Genomic DNA, 16,693 nt, shown 5'->3' with positions numbered 1-16,693 from the left:
GAAGACACACGCCACCATCCGGCTCCCCTGGAATGGGGGAGCCGTTCGCCATTTCAATTTGGGAAGGAAGCCGTTACTCGGCGGCTTCCAGTCGCTGGTCTTCGATCGCTTCCAGTTCGCGGACGATCGGCAGGACGTGCTTGCCGAAATACTCCACCTCTTCCTGGAAATGCAGGAAGCCGAGCAGAATGAGGTCCGCGCCGGCCCGCTTATGACCGATGATGCGTTCGGCCACCTGCTCCGGCGTGCCGATCAGGTTCGAACGGAAACCGTCATTGTATTGCACCAGATCCTGGAAGGTTGATTTCGCCCAGTTGCCTTCGCGCTCCGGCGAGGAATTCCCGGCGTTCTGGACCTCGTGATGGAAACCCTTGACTGCCTCGGGAATGGCCTTGTCGAGGATTTCCTGGAGGACCTCCTGCGCTTCCTTCTCCGAGAAGCGGACGATGCCGAAGGCATTCATGCCGATCTTCGTGCGCCAGGTCTTGCCAAAAGCCTTTTCCTTGGTGCGGATGTCATCGACCTGGGCCTTCAGACCTTCCGGCGTGTTGCCGTTGGTGAAGTACCAGTCGGACACGCGGGCCGCCATGTCGCGAGCCGCACGCGAGGAGCCGCCCTGGAATACTTGCGGAACACCGCCGATCGGCTTCGGCTTCATCGAATAATCCGTGAAGCGATAGAAATCGCCGCGCAGGTTATAGACGTCTTCCGTCCAGATGCCACGGATCGCACGGATGAACTCTTCAGAGCGGCGATAGCGCTCGTCATGGTCCAGCCAGGGTTCGCCGATGGCGGCGAACTCGCCGCGGAACCAGCCGGAGACGATGTTGACATCGACGCGGCCGTTGGTGAGGTGGCTGATGGTGGCGATCTGTTTGGCGAGCAGCGCCGGGTTCCATGGGCCTGGCAGGACGGCGGCGATGACGCGGAGCTTTTCGGTGGCAGCAAGAAGTGCGTGGGAAAAGGAGACCGACTCGTGCTGGTTGTCGGCGCCATATCCGGCCGTGAAGCGGATCTGGCTTAAGGCGAACTCAAATCCCGACTGTTCGGCGATCTGGGCGAGCTTGCGATTGTAGTCGATGCCCCAATCGGTTCGTTGCTCGACCGAGCTGATGACCAGGCCGCCCGATACGTTCGGCACCCAGTAGGCAAACTTCAAGGGTTCTTTCTTCGATTGTGACATCGGTCTCTCCATGCTTATTCGTGATTTATCAGGCGGTTAGCCGCGACTGTTCTTCGGTGCGGGCCAAGGCAAGCGTCCTGGCGTGCGGAACGATCAGTTCCAGTTCGCGCACGGCGGCTCTGATCCGCTTCTGGATGTCTGAACTTGCAATAGCGTATGAGTCGAACTCGCTTTCGAGCGCATAGACCGACGTTGGCAGCGGCAGCGCCTTGAAGAAGCTGAATAGCGGCCGAAGCTGATGATCGATCATCAGTCCATGCAATGGTGTTCCGCCCGTTGCAGCGAGGATCACTGGCTTGCCGATCAATGATTCATAGTGAACCAGATCGAACAGGTGCTTGAGCGCTCCGCTATACGATGCCCGATAAACCGGGGAGCCGACGACCAGAACGTCTGCGCTTTCAACCGCGCGCACGATCTCGGCGCCTTCCTCATCCAGCTGGTCCGCCCGCAAGGCTCGAAAGAGCGCCGGTGCAGACACAGCCAGATCGATGTGCCGCGCGGGCAAACCAAGCTCTGACTCGATGCGCCGAAGCACGGACGCGACCAACGCCGATGTTCGGGATGGCGCCTTGACGTTTCCAGATATTCCAATGATGCGCAGTTCCGCCATAAGGCCCTCCAATTACACAAACCCTATAAATTAAGTGGATTACTTGCAATGAGCGCACTGTCCGATTTGATCCACGAATGGAACATCAAATTCCAAAGAACATCCCTTTTAGAAAATATTTTCATCCGCCCGGACGGATGCCAGAAGGTGGCAGAGACCAGCGGCATGCCGCCGACATGTTCTCAGTCGTCAAATCGATCGCAGCACGGGCGGATGCTCCAGCGCGCGACCACTGACGACAATGACAGGTAAAATAAGCCTGCCAATACCGTCCTACGTTTTGATACACTTCCGGCAATTCTCCAAACATCTCAGATACATCGCCGCCATAACCTCCTTTCGTCGCAATCAGAGCGCCAGCAAAGGAGAGTAACTATGACCGAGCCCGCGAAGGCTTCGCCGCAAAAATATGTCACCGGCCGCCTCATCGCCGTGACGATAGGCGCCATCATGCTCGCGCCTGGCGGATATGTCGTTCAGGCAAATGCCGCAGACGTCGTTTCGGCCATATCGCCGAATACGACCAACAGCGACGAAAGTATCCGCCCCTTCCAAGTTCACGTGCCACAATCTCAGCTGGACGATCTGCGCAGGCGTATTGCGGAGACACGCTGGCCCGACAAGGAAACCGTTGGTGACTCCTCGCAGGGTATTCAACTGGCGCAAGTCCAGGAACTGGTCCGCTATTGGGGAACCGATTACGATTGGCGCAAGGCCGAGACGCAACTCAATGCGCTGCCGGAATTCATCACGACGATCGACGGCGTCGATATCCAGTTCATCCACGTTCGTTCTCGCCACCCCAACGCTCTACCCGTCGTCCTGACACACGGCTGGCCCGGCTCAACATTCGAGTTCCTGAAGGCGATCGGACCTCTTACCGACCCGACAGCTTACGGCGGGCGCGCTGAGGATGCATTCAATGTCGTCATTCCTTCCATCCCCGGCTACGGCTTTTCGGGGAAGCCTACGGATCTCGGCTGGGGGCCTGAGCGCACCGCGCGGGCGTGGGACACTTTGATGAAGCGCCTTGGATATCAGCATTACGTTTCGCAGGGCGGCGATCATGGCTCGGTCATCTCCGATGCGCTTGCCCGCCAGGCACCAAAGGGTTTGCTGGCAATCCACCTTAATATGCCGGCGACCATTCCCGGCGACCTGAGCAAGGCTATCAACGGCGGCGACCCCGCACCGTCGAACCTGACGCCTCCGGAGCGGCAAGCCTTTCAGTCGCTCAGCACGTTTTTCGGACGAGATGCCGCTTATGGTGCCTTGATGGTGACGCGGCCGCAGACGATCGGTTATTCGCTGTCGGATTCGCCGGCCGGTCTTGCGGCGTGGATGTATGAAAAGTTCGCGCAGTGGAGTGACAGCGATGGTGTCCCCGAGCGCGTTCTCTCCAGAGACGAAATGCTCAACGACATCACGCTCTACTGGCTGACGAACACGGGAGCATCGTCCTCGCGTTTCTATTGGGAAAACAACAACAACAATTTCAGTGCCGAGACGCAGCACACCAAAGACATCAAGGTCCCCGTCGCCATCTCCGTATTCCCAAAGGAGATTTATCAGGCGCCTGAAAGCTGGAGCAAGCAAGCCTATCCGAGCCTGTTCTACTATAATCAGGTCGCGAGAGGCGGCCATTTTGCGGCATGGGAACAGCCTCAGCTTTTCACGGAAGAGCTTCGCGCAGCTTTCAAATCCGTCCGCTGACAAAGGCTAAAGCGTGAACGGCGGGCGGCGCGAAGAACGTCGCCTCGCCGATTGTCAGAATCTGGTGTCAAACTTTGCGGGTCGGCGGCCTCATTCACCCGGGATACTTATTTCAGGCTGCTGGAAGAGACAGTTTCACGGCCAGTCCCCCGGCCTCGCTACGGGCGATCGTTGCCTCTCCGCCATGAGCTTCGGCAATAGCCTTGACGACGGCAAGGCCGAGACCTGAACCTCCGCTGGACCTTGTGCGGGCGCTTTCTGCTCTCCAGAACCTTTCGAAGGCTTTCTCGAACTCGGCATCCGTCATCCCAGCCCCGGAGTCGGAAACAGTTACAATCCAATTGCCCTGCTTCTCGTATGTCTGCAGCACCACGACCGATCCGGGCGCATATCGGCGAGCGTTGTCCAGGAGCGCCAGCACGACCTGCCGCACTCTCGTCCTGTCCGCCCTCACCCAGGTGATTTGGGTGTCCGAGGTAACGGTGATGCCGGCGTTCGAGAGAGAGGGGCGAACGGAATCGAGAACATCCTCGACCTCGGAAGCCAGCTCGAACTCCGTGAGCTGCAATTCCATACGGCCGGCATTCATCAATGAAAGTGTTTTTAGATCATCGACGATGCGCGCCAGGCCGTCGATCTGCCCGATCAGGCTTTGAAATAGCTCAGGGCTCGGCGCAAACACGCCATCCGCCAGACCCTGCATGCGTCCGCGCAGGATCGTAAGAGGCGTGCGCAGTTCGTGGGCGATAGCCGAATTGGAATATTGCAATTCCTGTTCCGCGCGCTGCAGTTGCTCCGCCATCTGATTGAAGTCCCTGATCAAACGATCTACCTCGCCAAAGCTGCCCGCGGTTTGAGCGCGACCGGCGAAATCTCCAGCGGCAATTGACCGGGCCGCCTCGGTCACAGCCGTGAGCGGAGCGACGAGCCTGCGTGACAGCCGCCATCCCACATAGGCAGCGACCGCCTGCCCGATCGCAATCATAAGCCCGAGGACAACGAAGTCCGTGGGGGTCCAATCGGTCGAATCCTGGGCGTTTGGGAAAAGCCAATCGAGCACGGACACATAGGCCAGAAATCCGAAAAACATGGTTCCGGCGGCGACGAACGCCACGATCGTCATCGACCAGACGATCTGCTTGTTCAGGCTGCTCTTAACTGAAGTCGCCAAGTCGATATCCTACACCGCGTACGCCACTGAGGAGGTTGCCGGCGCCGGCCAGCTCGAGCTTTCGTCGAAGTTTGCTCATGTGACTATCGACCGTCCGGTCGAGGGCATCGCCTTCAGGCAGACATGCATCGACGATCTCGCCCCGTTCGAAGGCCCGATTGGGCGAGGCGGCCATATACTCAAGAATCCTGAATTCAGTCCTCGTCAATTGGAGGATGTTCCGGCCCGAAGGGGTCTCGACTGTCGCAATGAAGGCGATCGGATCCACGCTCAACCCGCCAACCCGCATCACTTTATTTACGGAGCTTGCCGTCGTGCGTCGCAGCACCGCTTTGGCGCGCGCGACAACTTCCAACGGATTGAACGGCTTGACCACGTAATCATCTGCCCCGCCACGAAGCGCCTGAAGTTTATCCAGATCGTCCGCGAGGGCCGTCGCCATGATCACCGGTGTATCCGCTCTCTGCCGAATCGCTGCAAGCACACTATGGCCGTCCATGCGCGGCAGGTTCACATCCAGAACAACGAGATCTGGCCGGAGCCTCTGGTGATGCGATAATCCCGTCTCTCCATCTCCGGCGGAAATCACGCGAAAACCTTCTCGCTCGAAATATCGCTCGAGGATTTCCGAGATTTCAGGCTCGTCTTCGATAATCAGTATGAGTGCGTTGTCCATTGAAAGCTCCTTGGACGCCATCTGATGCAGGGAGGCATAACCGGTCAACAGCTTCTGACGGTTGTGCACGAAGCCTCCACGGAGGCTCCATCAAATCGCAACAGGGCACCCCCACCCCGCATTCCAAGCCGATCCACCAAATCGCCACGATCCTTCGACGGAAGCGCAACGCTGCTGGTTCACCGTGCTGGCATGGAAAATTTCATTTTGGTCCGACGATTGATCGTCTTCTGCATCTTCGCGGCGCTGGTTGCCGTCTTTTTTTCCAAGGTGGTGATCTGGAGTCACGCTAGGGATGGCACAGACTCTGTAAGGGCCTTTTCAACCCTCTTTGAAAGGGTACCCACTTAAGAACCTCAATCGGAACTATCGCTATCGGGTTCGTTTTCGGTTTCTGTTGGCAGGCGCTGGAAATTCGTGCGGGAGCGGGCGACGATTGCACGCGCAGATGTGAAGCATTGGCTGGCTGCCTGCGCAGAGTTCGGGCAGACCAGCGCTGCTTCGCTGAAGTGCAGTGCTTTAGTGTTTTAATCAACCGAGATCTCGTTCGAAGCTCCACCGTATCGCAACGAAACGCCCACCGAATTCGAACAATCCGAAGCTAAAAGCGGCGTCACGGCAAATCGCTGGCTCCCCGCGATCGCCGGCATTGTGACCGTTCCGGTCGCGTGACTGTCGAGCAGGTAAATCGCGATTTGGAAGTGCCCATTTATGAAGCCTCTTAAAATCACGGCCCGGCTTTTTGCGATAGCCGGCGGCTTGGCCGCTTGCCAGGTGACAGACCTATCATCGCAGGTGACCGCGCCGGTGTTGCCCAGCTCATTTCCGCGGCCGGCAATTCTCCAACATGCGACCGAAAAACGAAGGGCATCGTCACCGCCTCTCGCTGACCAACAACTGAACACTATCCTGAACCAGGCGTTCGCTTCGAATCTCTCAATCGACCAAGCTCGAAACAGATTGACCGCTGCAAGGGCGCTAGCGAATTCGTCTGCTATCAGTTTCAGGCCCGGTGCCAACATCGGCGGATCGGCAAACGCCGCGTCGGAAGGCAGATCACAAGACGACCTCAGCCGTCGGCCGGTGCAGTTGAACCTTGAGACAAGTTGGGAAATTCCGCTCTTCAAACGAAGCGAAAACAAGACGCTATCGTCCGATCTCGAAGCGTCAATGGCTGAGGCGGACGTGGAAGGTGCGCGGCTCGCCGTTGCGGCGGAGATAACGGCTCGATACATTCACCTACGCGCACTCCAACACTCCCAGCAAAACGCCGAGCAGAGCGCCGCCATCCTAGAAAAGCGGGTCCGCATCGCGAAGGTCGAATGGCTCAATGGACTTGCTGCAGCGGGTGCTGTCGGTGAGGCGACGCTTCGCCTCGAAGACGCGCGCGCGAGAAGCCAGACGCTAGACAACTCCATCCGCGATGTCGTGCAAGAACTCGCAACGCTTCAGGGCACGGCTTTTGGCGACGCTTCGCTGTTGGTGGTTCAACCTCAGCCAATAGTAGGTTCGAACGCAGTCCAAAGTAGCCCGTCCGATGTGCTCCGCTTGCGACCAGATGTTCGTCGCGCTGAATTGACAGCGCTGCAGGCCGGGACCGAGGTGGGAATGGCTCAGGCCGATCTCTATCCGCGACTGCATCTAAGCGGAATGATCGGTATTGGATCACCGGTCGACGGGTCGATGCTTGGTTTGGCAGGAGGTCCGTCTCTTGAGATTCCGGTGTTCGATTACGGCAGAAGAAGGGACGTCGTCACGGCCCGTCAAGCGCAGTTCGCCGAAGCTCTCTCCGCCTACAGGCATTCGGTTCTCGCTGCATTCCAAGAAGTTTCAAGTTCGATCCGAGCCTATCAAGATGCGGCAACACGTACTGCGCGTGCCAAAACACAGGTCGCAGCGGCGAAGCTGCAAGACGCGAGGACGAGTCTCTTGGAAACACAAGGGTTGGCCGCCTCCCGTACCAAACTTGACAGTCGTCTTGCGTACTTGGAGGCACAGAATCAGTTGATCGAGTGCCTAGAAGGACAAGCCCTCGCACTCGTCGCGTTTTATAAAGCAGCGGGCATGCAGTCCGCCTTCGGTTCGAATGGGACCGCGGCGCCCTCTTCCGCAGCGGTGAAGCTTTGACATGGCCATCTCAATCGCTCGCAAGACTTTGCTCCACGAATGGCGTCGCTTTCTTCCTGCTGTCGTTGCCGTTGCCTTCTCTGGCGTGCTTATCATTTCGCAAGGCGCTCTTTTGATCGGCATCGTTGGCGCCAACGCATTGTATGTTACTCAATCAACCGCTGACATCTGGGTAGGATTTCGCGGGACGCAGAGCGTCGAGCTCGGTCGTCCGATCCTTGCAGACACAATAACGAATTTCTTTGTAGACCCGGCTGTGGCGAGAATGGAGCCGTTTCTCCTCGGTTCAGGCGACTGGAGAAGCGCCAAGGAAAAAGGTGGAACTAGCGTCACTGTCGTCGGTATCGACACGGCATTCGACGGTCTCGGCTTGACCCATATTGTTTCTGCAAATCTACGCGGTGCGCTGAGGGAACCGGGCGCGGTTGTTATAGACGCGGCTGACAGCAGCAAATTGTCGACCTCATCCGGCGACACCGCAGAAATCAATGGACGGAAGGTAAAAGTTATCGGCCTGATCAACGGGCTACGTGGACTGGGAGGCGTAAACGTCGTCGGCTCTCTTGATACGGCACGCCTCATCGATCGGACCTTGCCGTCTGATACAGGAGCAACATACTTCATTGGCAGACTGACCGATCCGGATTCCGAGGTAAGCACCGTTAGCGAACTCCAACGCACGTCGCTTTCGCCACGCACTGAAATTTGGCGTTCGCAAACGCTTGCCGACCTCTCGACGAACTATATGCTCATGGAATCGGGTGCCGGGATCGCGTTCATCTTCGCCACTCTTATCGCTCTCGTCATCGGGACGTTGATCACAAGCCAAACCCTGCTCGCCGCGGTTAACGGCAATATTGCGCAATATGCGACCCTGCGGGCCCTCGGTGTCCCTTTCCAAGGCCTTCAGAGCATCGTCCTTGAGCAGGCCGCATGGGTTGGGTTGTGTGGACTTGCCGTGAGCACCTTCGTCAGCGTCACGATCGCAGCCATTGCAAATGCCTACCGGGTACCTTTCGAATTCCGCATCTCGATACTCCTCGGAGCTTCTGCCGTGCTCTTCATCGTCGCAATGGTTGCGGGGCTTTTGGCGATCCGTCGTCTCCGCGGCGTCGATCCCGCAACCTTGCTGAGGTAACCGCATGGAAACCGCTATCAAGGCTGAAGGCATCAGCAAGCGCTACATCGTCCAGAATGTCCCCAGTCAGGCCCTAATGAATGTCAGCGTCGAAGTTCATAAGGGAGAGTTCGTGCTGCTGACAGGTCCTTCAGGGTGTGGGAAGAGCACGCTGTTGGCAATTCTGAGTGGGATGACCCCGCCAGATGAGGGATTGGTCAGTTCAGGGTCCACCAATCTTTCAGAGGCCACCGATGCACAGCGCGATGCATTTCGTCTCCGCAACTGCGGCTTCATCTTCCAGGGATTCAATCTCTTTCCCGGTCTCACGGCAGTCGAACAGGTGCAAGTGCCACTGGACTATCTGGGCGTTCCTTCCGACGAAGCAAAACGCAGGGCCGAATCTGCACTTAATACCGTCGGCCTTGCTCAGCGGCGGCACCTTAGGCCAGCAGAATTGTCCGGCGGTGAAAAGCAGCGAGTGGCTATAGCCAGGGCGATCGTCAAACGGCCGACTATCCTTCTGGCAGACGAGCCGACGAGCGCGCTGGACCGAGATAACGGTGAAAAGGTCGTACGGATGTTGCGGGCGATTGCACGGGCGACGGACGCAGCAGTTCTATGTGTATCGCATGACATCCGTCTTTTTTCACGAATTGTGGATCGCATCGTGGAGATGGAAGGCGGGCGTCTGATCCGCGACCTGCGACGCGATCCCGGAACAACAGAATTGCAAGTGGAGCCGTAGACGATGAACGCTCAGATTTTTACCGCTCGACGCCGGAACGCTATCCTGATGACCGCAGGGGCTGTCACTGGTCTCTGGTTGATTTCGGGAAAGCCCAACGCTTCGGATGACCCGAACAATCAGGTGTCCTCGACTCAGATCGTTGCCGCCGCCCGCGGTGTGGTGGATGTGGAAGGCGGGATAGTGAGGATTTCGCCTTCACGTGATGGTGTCGTCGCTGCAGTCAACGTACACGAGGGTGCAATGGTCAAAGCCGGTGACGTCCTTGCTCGATTGGACGATCAGCAGGAATTGCTCACAGCGCAGATCTCGCAGGCTGAGTTCGCACAGTCTCAGCGGCAGTACCAACTGATCCAATTAAAGGAAAAGAGCTCGTCACGGCAGCTTGAAAGGCTCCGCAAGGCAGCCGCCGGTGACGCAGTTTCGAAACAGTCCCTCGAAGAGGCATCCGACGCGCATGCTTCTTTGGCGATCGAACTGGAATTGGCATCTTCGGCTAGGGATATCGCCCAGATGCGTCGCGATATCGCGAACCATCAGACACAGTTGATGTCTATCCGCTCGCCGGTGAGCGGCATCGTCGTCCGGCAAGGAGCACGTGTCGGCGAGACGGTTTCCGCACAGGCCATGTCCGAACTATTTTCGATCTTGCCAAACACGACCAAGGTGATCCACGCCGAAATACCGGAGGAGTTCCTGGATATCATGTCGCCGGATATGCCTGTCGAGATTGTTCCAGACAGCCATTCCGGCGTGCCGATTGCCGGCAGAGTCGTCCGCATCTCTCCTGTTCTGACCCAAGTTAAACGAGGCGATTCCAACGAAGAGCGAAGCGATATCAGAACAGCAAGTGCAGTGATCCGCGTGGACGGAGACGCTGATTTGCACGTCGGTCAAAGGGTGGTGGTCAAGGCTTCAAAGTAGGCCTTTACTTTGAATTTCGCAGCCGCGTGTCGCAGTGACGTCGCTGCTTTTTTGCGACCTAAGAGCACCTTCCCGATGCATTAGCGCTTCGATTTCGTAGCGCCTTCAGTCACCGCGATATTTGTTTTGCGCGGGACGACGCACCACGCCTTTCCCTAATCATTGGCTGCTTCCGAAGCTCTGCCCGCGAGCGATGGATCCCTGGGCGAGCAGCGACTCGGACGATCCAAAAAAGGAAAAATCTCCACCAAGTTTCCATCGAAGGTCGACCAAGCGTCTACGTTCGAGGCCTACCAGTCTGCATCGGACGCAACACCCCCGAAAGCGGAATGAAGGTCCCCCGCAGCGGAAACAATGGTTTTGGCCACCTGACCTCTACCGGAGTTTTCAAAGGCTGGCAGTCCTTAATCAACGAAGATTGTGGTCTAATGCAAATTGCCTTTTGTGATTTCGACGGCACGATTTCCAAGGAAGATGTAACCGATCTGGTTTTGGAAAAGTTCGCGCTGCAGCAGTGGCACGATATTGAAGAGAAGTGGGCGAGCGGGGGGATCAACTCCGCTCAATGCATGCGACTTCAGATCCCACTGATCCGTGCGTCGATCGATGAACTGCATCGTTTTCTTGATAGCGTCGAAATTGATGCAGGCTTTGTTCGGTTTCGCGATTTCTGCCGAGCGAATGACGTCAGACTGGTCGTCGTCAGTGATGGAGTCGATCATTTCATCCGTCGCATTCTCTCCAATCACGGTGTGACGGACATCGAAGTCATCGCAAACCATCTTGTCTGGAACGATGACGGCGACGGGGCGGAGTTCCGCCTGCAAACTCCATTCTCAAAAAGCGGCTGCCTCACGGCTTCCGGAGTGTGTAAGTGCGCGGTGATCGCCGACTGCGATCAGCACATCTATATCGGCGATGGGCGAAGTGACTTCTGTGTCTCGCACCAAGCGTCCGCCGTCTTCGCCAAGAAAAAACTTGCTGAGTACTGCGATCTCAATCGCATCCCCTACTCGCCTTATCAAGGCTTCGCCGAGGTCCAGGCCTCGCTCGCGTCCATTCTCCCAGGTCGCGCCGGCGGGCCATTGCCATCCCACTCGCAAATCACACGCAAGAAGAGGATTCATGCGCTCAAACTTGAATAGATCAGAAGTCGTTTCTGCGGCGTCCGAAGAGGAAATGCGTCGCCTTGAAGCGACCTATTGCTCACACGGTGACACCGTTCATTACTCCGACTGCCCGAAGTTTTTCACCGGTTGCGAGGGTTCCTTCCTCTACGACTCGTCGGACACACCGTTCCTCGATCTGCAGATGTGGTATTCCGCCGTCAATTTCGGCTATCGCAACGATAGGCTCAATCAAGCTGCCCATCGCCAGCTCGACCAGCTGCCGCAGGTGGCGTCGCAGTATCTCCATCGTGAAAAGGTCGAACTTGCGACGCTGATCGCCCAGGATGCGGAACGCAAATTCGGGCACAAAGGCCGCGTTCATTTCAACGTCGGCGGGTCGCAGGCTGTTGAAGATTCTTTGAAGCTCGTTCGCAATTACACCGGCGGCAAGAGCCTCATGTTCGCATTCGAAGGCGGCTACCATGGCCGTACCCTCGGTGCGAGCGCAATCACCTCGAGCTATCGCTACCGCCGGCGATACGGTCATTTTAGCGACCGTGCTCAGTTCATCGAATTCCCCTACCACTTCCGCGGACCGAAAGGGATGTCGAAGGAGGAATACGGTCACTACTGCGTGCAAAAATTCGCTCGCCTGTTTGAAAGTGAATACAACGGCGTCTGGGATCCGAAGGTCGGCAAGTCTGAATATGCGGCGTTCTTCATCGAGCCAATCCAGGGCACCGGTGGCTACGTTATTCCGCCTTTGAATTTCTTCATTGAGTTGAAAAAGGTTCTCGACGAGCACGGCATTCTTCTGGTTGTGGATGAGATCCAGATGGGCGTGTACCGTACAGGCAAACTGTGGTCGATTGAGCATTTCGGCGTCTCACCGGACGTCTTGATCTTTGGCAAGGCCCTCACAAACGGCCTTAATCCTCTCTCCGGCGTTTGGGCGAAAGAGGCGCTGATCAATCCCACGATTTTCCCACCCGGCTCTACCCATTCCACGTTTGCCAGCAATCCAATGGGCACCGCTGTGGCACTTGAAACCCTCAGGATGGTGGAGGAAGTCGACTTCGGTGCCAGCGTCATCCAGAAAGGCGCCCGCTTCCTTGATGGCCTAAAGACGCTTCAGTCCAATCACGCCATCGTCGGCGAGGTCGACGGTCTCGGCCTCGCCCTGCGTATGGAAATCTGCGAGGAGGACAGTTTCACTCCCTCCAAGGCGACGCTCGACTGGATGTCCGACGAGGGCATGAAGGGCGACCTCCTTGTAAAAGGTCGAAAGTATGGCCTCGTTCTCGACGTTGGCGGCTATCATAAGAACGTCATTACGTTCGCGCCAAACCTGATGATCAGCAATGACGAGATCGATCTGGCGATCGAGCTGCTCGATCAACTGCTGACGCGCGCTGAACGGAGATAAGGCAGTTGCAACTCCTTCTTCTTCATTTGGATGATGCCTTGGAGTTGCAACCTGACTTCGTGGGAGCAGCCCTCGAGGCTGGCGCCCACGAGGTCAGCGAAAAGGCAATCGGTTCTCATTTGCGCCTTTGGGCCCGCAGGCAAGTGCTCGATGAACTTTCTCGAAGGCTGGTTCGTGCAACATCAAGGAAAGCCGCTCAGCCTCGCCTTTGCTTTTTAGGATCGGGTGACTTTCATCACGTCACTGTGCTGTTATTGGAGCAAGCGCTAGAGCGTGCCAAGAAGCCGGTTACGGTCATTCACATCGACAATCATCCTGATTGGGTATGCTTTGATGCCGGGATCCATTGTGGCTCCTGGGTCAACAAGGCACTGGATAACCAGCTTGTTCGAAAGGTGATTACTCTCGGTGTCTGCAGTAGCGATCTGGCTAGCCCGGAGCGCAAGGGGGCTAATCTTGAGCTGCTCCGCAGCCAGAAATTAGAACTGTTCCCATACAGCCATCCGCCAAGTCGAGTACGGGGAAAATATGGATCAGGACCGGGTTTTGACCAACTTGGGGCTGATCTTCACTGGCATTCGATCTTGCAGATGGGCGACAAGAACTTTATCGACCGCCTTCTCGATCGAATCGATACTGACGACGTCTACATAACGATCGACAAGGATGCCCTTTGCCGTGACGATGCAGTCACAAACTGGGATCAGGGAAAGCTGCGGCTCGACTATGTGCTGTCCCTGTTAAGCGAGATTGGCTTCTGCCACCGGATCATTGGTGCAGATGTCACCGGTGACTATTCTGTGCCGCATTACGGTGGATCGCTTCTAACCCAAGCATTCAAGCGAGCCGAGATCTTGATCGACCAACCGCGTTTGAAACACGATCGTCAATCGGTACGCGAAATTAACACTGCGGCTAATCAAGCGCTGCTCGAGAGCCTTATGGGGCTAATGTCGTGAGTGGGCTTAGCGCCTCGACGTCTACGGCAATCGTGTTCTGCGTCCTTACCGAGGCGGGACGCGAAATCTGCTTCAAGCACGGTTCAGTCAATGCCGTAGGGATGCTTCTCTTACGGCCGGCAATCCTTTTGGGGATCCTCTTCTGGGCCGTCGAGTTGGTCGTCTGGAGCTGGGTTCTAACCAAGGTGCCGCTCTCGATCGCATTCCCCCTGATGGCCATGACCTATGTCGTCATCGCCTTAGCCGGGGTCGTGTTCTTCAACGAGAAGATCAATCTCCGCCATGCCTGCGGCATAGCTCTCGTCATGGCTGGCATCATTTGCATTGGAACGACAGGGTCGTGAGCCTCTCTTTTGCCCCACGGTATTTCGACGGAATTCATCATGAGTGGTGACAAGCTTTCTTTCTTCGAGCCCGGAACTAGTGGCAAGGCTGTCCTTCTTGTTCACGGCTTGACCGGCGCGCCAGCCGAAATGCGGCTCGTTGCCCGCCGGTTCCATCGACGTGGGTATAGCGTTTATGCGCCTCTGCTCGCCGGGCACGGTGATACCGCGACCACGCTTAGAAGATCGTGTTGGCAAGACTGGCTTGAAACCGTGGAAACGGCTGCGGAATGGTTGGCCCGAAGAAATGACGCGGTCTTCGCGGCCGGCATTTGCGTTGGTGGCAAGCTCTGCCTCATGGCCGCGGCGAACGCGCCGATGCACGTTGATGCGGTGGCGCTCTATTCGCCCTGTTTTCACTACGATGGCTGGCAAGTCCCGCGCTATCAATCGCTTCTGTCACAACACCTGAGTTGGCTTTCCCCCATCCCGCTTCTAGGTAGGTTGAGCTTCAAAGAGACGCCGTCGCTCGGGATTAAGGACACGCGGATGCGGCGGATGATCGCCGGCTTATCTCGGGAAGGAATACTCGACGCGTTTCCTGCAAAAGCGCTGTTCGAAATGCACCGCCTCGGGGAGACGGTAAAAGCCAGACTAGCCAAGATCAGCACTCCGACGCTCATTGTCCATTCGCGGCAGGACGATCTCAGCGGGCCGTCCCATGCACGCTTCATCGCCGATCATATCGGTTCTCGGCATCACCTCCATTGGCTCGACGACAGCTATCACATGATTCACGTTGACCGGCAGCACAGAGAAGTCGCCGATGTCAGCGCGGCATTCTTCGAGGCCGAATATGCTCTGTCTTAAATCACTCGCGGCATTGCCAAATACCCTTGCGCTCGGAGGAATGACGACTGAGGTCGTTGGGTCGATCAAAGAGATCGGGAGGGACGCATGGAATGCATGTTACTTCGCGGAGGTGGAGGACTACGACTATCTCCTTGCCGTTGAGATGGCAGGAATCGAAGGATTCAAATGGCGTTACGTTGTCGTCCGTCGAGAGGGAATCGTCGTCGCGGCCATGCCCGCGTTCCATTGCCGCTATTTGCTGGAGACGACGCTTGATCCAGGACGTTTGCGCGACGCGATTGAAAAAGTGCGCCGTCGATTTCCACGGTTTCTGACGCAACAGCTCGCGTGCCTTGGCTCGCCGTGCACGGAAACGGGAGTCGTCGGTTTTCATCAGACGTTGACCACCGAGCTGCGTGAACTAGCTTTTCGATGCCTGGTCGATGCGTTTGAGTTAGACGCCAAAGAGCACGGATGTGTGTTAATCGCATTGAAAGACATATCCCAGCCGCTCGACCTCGCCATGAATGGGATCTTGTCTTCAAAGGAATATGTGGAAGTGCCCGGCATGCCGACAGCCTGGCTTGACCCGACCTTTACAAGCTTGGAAGCCTACCTCGATCTATTGTCCTCCAGCACACGCAAGGATATGCGGCGAAAGCTCAAGGCCCGCGAAAAAATCGTCGTTAAGCGTTGGTCGGGGTTCGGTGATCTGCTGCCTCGAGCAATGCAGCTCTACCAACAGACTCGCGAGCGTAGCGCCTGGCAGTTCGAGGATCTCACCCCAGCCTACTTCGAGGGGGTCTTGGCCAATATGCCCGGCCGCTCGTTTTGCACCATGTATTTCTTTAACGACAAACTCCTGGCCTGGAACCTTCTACTTCACGACGAGGGCCGTCTCGTCGACAAGTTCTTTTGCATGGACGCTGAAGAAGGGCGCGCTTTCAATCTCTACTATCTGAGTTGGTTCGAGAACCTAAAATACTGCCTGGAGAACGATATTGGCCTCTATCAGAGCGGTCAGGCCTATTATCAGAACAAGGTCCGTCTAGGCAGCAGCCTTACGCGCAACTCGATGTATTTTCGGCATCGCAGCCCGCTGCTGCACACGATTCTCCGCCTACTGGCGCCGCTTCTCGTTTCAGACCCTATTAAGGAGCAGCGCAAATGATGGAGATCAAACCAATCTGGCTTAGTGTGCCCGTTCTGAATACGCTCCAGCAGATCTTCTTGAAAAGAAGCGCTGAGCAAACGACTGGCTCTGATGGCCAGTGGCTCGAACTGTTGATGTATTCCCATTGGTTCCTGGCAGCTCTCATCGCTGAAATCGTATGCTTCATCATTTGGACGACGGTTCTTGCGGAACTCGATCTCAGCAAGGCGTTTCCGCTCTCCGCGATCAGCTATGTCTTCGTAATGGGAGTGGCGTGGAGTCTGTTTGGTGAACCTGTCTCTCTTTCCCAGCTCATCGGCAGCTCCGGCATCCTTTTGGGCATCTGGCTTATTGTTACAGCCGGATCATCTTCGGCGCCTGCACAGTAGGTTGGAAGAATTGCACGTGACGGCAGAGAAGGCCTGATACCAAGGCAGCTTTATCTGCGTACGCAAACGGGACTGAAATTCGCTTCCATTCACGAACGCCGCCCAATGGGGCAACCCAAGACGTTGCCGCCCTGGAGGACTATCGACTCGCTGCTCTGGCAGCCGCCGGGGAGTGACCCCGCGGCGGCGGCGCTGTCGGGCGGCGGAGAC

General features: G+C 56.8%; 16 protein-coding genes. 12 read left to right on the top strand and 4 right to left on the bottom strand.

Annotation, left to right across the window (positions count from 1 at the left end; genetic code table 11):
• Nucleotides 1–73 precede the first annotated feature (73 nt).
• Both sfnG and msuE read right to left on the bottom strand, forming a co-directional pair.
• A complete protein-coding gene (gene sfnG, locus EFQ99_RS06010) occupies nt 74–1,183 on the bottom strand; it encodes a dimethylsulfone monooxygenase SfnG (RefSeq protein ID WP_126919790.1) in 1,110 nt (369 codons plus the stop codon).
• 28 nt (nt 1,184–1,211) lie between these two features.
• Complete coding sequence (gene msuE, locus EFQ99_RS06005; RefSeq protein WP_126919788.1) at nt 1,212–1,796, bottom strand: FMN reductase; 585 nt, start codon at nt 1,794–1,796, stop codon at nt 1,212–1,214.
• Between the two features lie 450 nt (nt 1,797–2,246).
• Here msuE and EFQ99_RS06000 point away from each other — a divergent pair, with 450 nt between their 5' ends.
• Nucleotides 2,247–3,509, top strand: a complete 1,263-nt coding sequence (locus tag EFQ99_RS06000; protein WP_425376269.1) for an epoxide hydrolase family protein — start codon at nt 2,247–2,249, stop codon at nt 3,507–3,509.
• Between the two features lie 112 nt (nt 3,510–3,621).
• On the opposite strand, the gene EFQ99_RS05995 is transcribed toward EFQ99_RS06000, so the two are convergent.
• Both EFQ99_RS05995 and EFQ99_RS05990 read right to left on the bottom strand, forming a co-directional pair.
• Nucleotides 3,622–4,680, bottom strand: a complete 1,059-nt coding sequence (locus EFQ99_RS05995) for an ATP-binding protein (protein ID WP_245441453.1) — start codon at nt 4,678–4,680, stop codon at nt 3,622–3,624.
• The gene (locus tag EFQ99_RS05990) at nt 4,664–5,356 is read right to left on the bottom strand and encodes a response regulator (protein ID WP_126920849.1); all 693 of its coding nucleotides are present in this window, start codon (nt 5,354–5,356) and stop codon (nt 4,664–4,666) included. The genes EFQ99_RS05995 and EFQ99_RS05990 overlap by 17 nt, the downstream gene beginning before the upstream one ends.
• Nucleotides 5,357–6,067: 711 nt before the next feature.
• Between EFQ99_RS05990 and EFQ99_RS05985 the strand changes: the two genes are divergently transcribed.
• The 11 genes from EFQ99_RS05985 to EFQ99_RS05935 all read left to right on the top strand — a co-directional run bounded on the left by EFQ99_RS05985 (nt 6,068) and on the right by EFQ99_RS05935 (nt 16,483).
• Nucleotides 6,068–7,483: a TolC family protein gene (locus tag EFQ99_RS05985; RefSeq protein ID WP_126919784.1), complete on the top strand. Its 1,416-nt coding sequence runs from the start codon at nt 6,068–6,070 to the stop codon at nt 7,481–7,483.
• A gap of 1 nt (nt 7,484) precedes the next feature.
• A complete protein-coding gene (locus EFQ99_RS05980) occupies nt 7,485–8,621 on the top strand; it encodes an ABC transporter permease (protein ID WP_126919782.1) in 1,137 nt (378 codons plus the stop codon).
• Nucleotides 8,622–8,625: 4 nt separating this feature from the next.
• On the top strand, nt 8,626–9,348 hold the full coding sequence (locus EFQ99_RS05975) for an ABC transporter ATP-binding protein (protein WP_126919780.1): 723 nt from the start codon (nt 8,626–8,628) through the stop codon (nt 9,346–9,348).
• A gap of 3 nt (nt 9,349–9,351) precedes the next feature.
• Nucleotides 9,352–10,272 (top strand): HlyD family secretion protein, encoded by a 921-nt coding sequence (locus EFQ99_RS05970; protein WP_126919778.1) that lies wholly within the window; start codon nt 9,352–9,354, stop codon nt 10,270–10,272.
• A 329-nt stretch (nt 10,273–10,601) separates the two neighbouring features.
• Nucleotides 10,602–11,417, top strand: a complete 816-nt coding sequence (locus EFQ99_RS05965) for an MtnX-like HAD-IB family phosphatase (protein WP_245441451.1) — start codon at nt 10,602–10,604, stop codon at nt 11,415–11,417.
• Nucleotides 11,398–12,807: an aspartate aminotransferase family protein gene (locus EFQ99_RS05960; RefSeq protein ID WP_126919776.1), complete on the top strand. Its 1,410-nt coding sequence runs from the start codon at nt 11,398–11,400 to the stop codon at nt 12,805–12,807. The genes EFQ99_RS05965 and EFQ99_RS05960 overlap by 20 nt, the downstream gene beginning before the upstream one ends.
• A gap of 5 nt (nt 12,808–12,812) precedes the next feature.
• Nucleotides 12,813–13,766 (top strand): arginase family protein, encoded by a 954-nt coding sequence (locus EFQ99_RS05955; RefSeq protein ID WP_126919774.1) that lies wholly within the window; start codon nt 12,813–12,815, stop codon nt 13,764–13,766.
• Nucleotides 13,763–14,110 carry an EamA family transporter gene (locus EFQ99_RS05950; protein ID WP_245441449.1) on the top strand — a complete coding sequence of 116 codons (348 nt, stop codon included), beginning with the start codon at nt 13,763–13,765 and terminating at the stop codon, nt 14,108–14,110. Before EFQ99_RS05955 ends, EFQ99_RS05950 begins: the two co-directional genes overlap by 4 nt.
• Before the next feature lie 39 nt (nt 14,111–14,149).
• Nucleotides 14,150–14,959 carry an alpha/beta hydrolase gene (locus EFQ99_RS05945; RefSeq protein ID WP_126919772.1) on the top strand — a complete coding sequence of 270 codons (810 nt, stop codon included), beginning with the start codon at nt 14,150–14,152 and terminating at the stop codon, nt 14,957–14,959.
• 40 nt (nt 14,960–14,999) lie between these two features.
• Entirely contained in the window at nt 15,000–16,112 is a 1,113-nt protein-coding gene (locus EFQ99_RS05940) for a peptidogalycan biosysnthesis protein (protein ID WP_126919770.1), read from the top strand.
• On the top strand, nt 16,109–16,483 hold the full coding sequence (locus tag EFQ99_RS05935) for an EamA family transporter (RefSeq protein WP_208722724.1): 375 nt from the start codon (nt 16,109–16,111) through the stop codon (nt 16,481–16,483). Before EFQ99_RS05940 ends, EFQ99_RS05935 begins: the two co-directional genes overlap by 4 nt.
• Nucleotides 16,484–16,693 lie beyond the last annotated feature (210 nt).

It is taken from the genome of Rhizobium vallis, assembly GCF_003985155.1.
GTDB classification, from domain to species: Bacteria; Pseudomonadota; Alphaproteobacteria; order Rhizobiales; family Rhizobiaceae; genus Rhizobium; species Rhizobium vallis.
This window is presented reverse-complemented; position numbering and strand designations above follow the sequence as displayed.